The organism is Cognatiluteimonas sedimenti (genome assembly GCF_022808325.1).
Classification (GTDB): Bacteria; Pseudomonadota; Gammaproteobacteria; order Xanthomonadales; family Xanthomonadaceae; genus Cognatiluteimonas; species Cognatiluteimonas sedimenti.
In genome coordinates this window covers 271,396-272,169 of the sequence record NZ_JALGCL010000003.1, presented here as the reverse complement: position 1 = coordinate 272,169, position 774 = coordinate 271,396, and the positions used below count along the sequence as shown (strand labels likewise).

Genomic DNA, 774 nt, shown 5'->3' with positions numbered 1-774 from the left:
GCCGCTGAAAAGCATTCGGTAGTGATGTCTGCGGCGGCGTGTCGTTACGGGCTTCGCCCGGCATCTTTTGCGCTTCGGCCAGTGTGTCTGGTGCGCTCGTGGCTCGCGTGGTTTGGTGTTCCTTCGCTTCGGCAGCATTCGGCAGCTTGCCGTCAGTCTTTCGGCCCAGGCAGGCGGCTTCGGCCAGGGCCGTGGTTTGGTTTCGCGGTTGCGCCAGGTTAGCCGAGCTCCGGTTCAAGCGGGGAGTTGCCGGCGAGCGGGTATCGCTGGCCCACCGGCGGCCTAACAAGTCATTCAAGCCGAACCCGCTTCGTGGCTTCTTTGAGGCATCTGGTTGCGGCTACTATCCGGGTTCACAGCCTCCGCGTTGCGGGTCGGCTTAACTCAGGTGTTAGGCCGCATGAAACTTAGCTCGTTGACCAGACTGATTTCCGGCTCGCTCTCTGCCGCAGACTATTCGCACGAGATTTCGGAGGAGCTGGCTGAGCACACACGGCACCTCGGGCGAGGGGGATCTGCGTTAGTGCGGGTTACGGAGGACACTGATCTTGTCTTGGACAGAGCCGGGCTCGGGGCTCTCTGTCGTCTGTTCGCCTCGGGCCAGCTCTCTGCCATGGAGCTGGCCTACACTGCCGATGCCTTGCAAATGGCCGAGCGAGTCGAGTTCTCTGGTCCAGACATTGCGGACGATCTTGATTCCTGCACAGACCCCGACATCAATGGCCCGCTTACGGCAGCAAAAGCATTGGAGGTTGCGGGCCATGGCGCTGCGGC

General features: G+C 61.9%; 1 protein-coding gene. It reads right to left on the bottom strand.

Features of this window, described 5'->3' with window-relative positions; all coding sequences use genetic code 11:
• Positions 1–238, bottom strand: a 238-nt coding sequence (locus MQC88_RS10445; RefSeq protein ID WP_243321747.1) for a hypothetical protein, incomplete at its 3' end; no start/stop codon positions are given.
• Between the last annotated feature and the right edge of the window lie 536 nt (positions 239–774).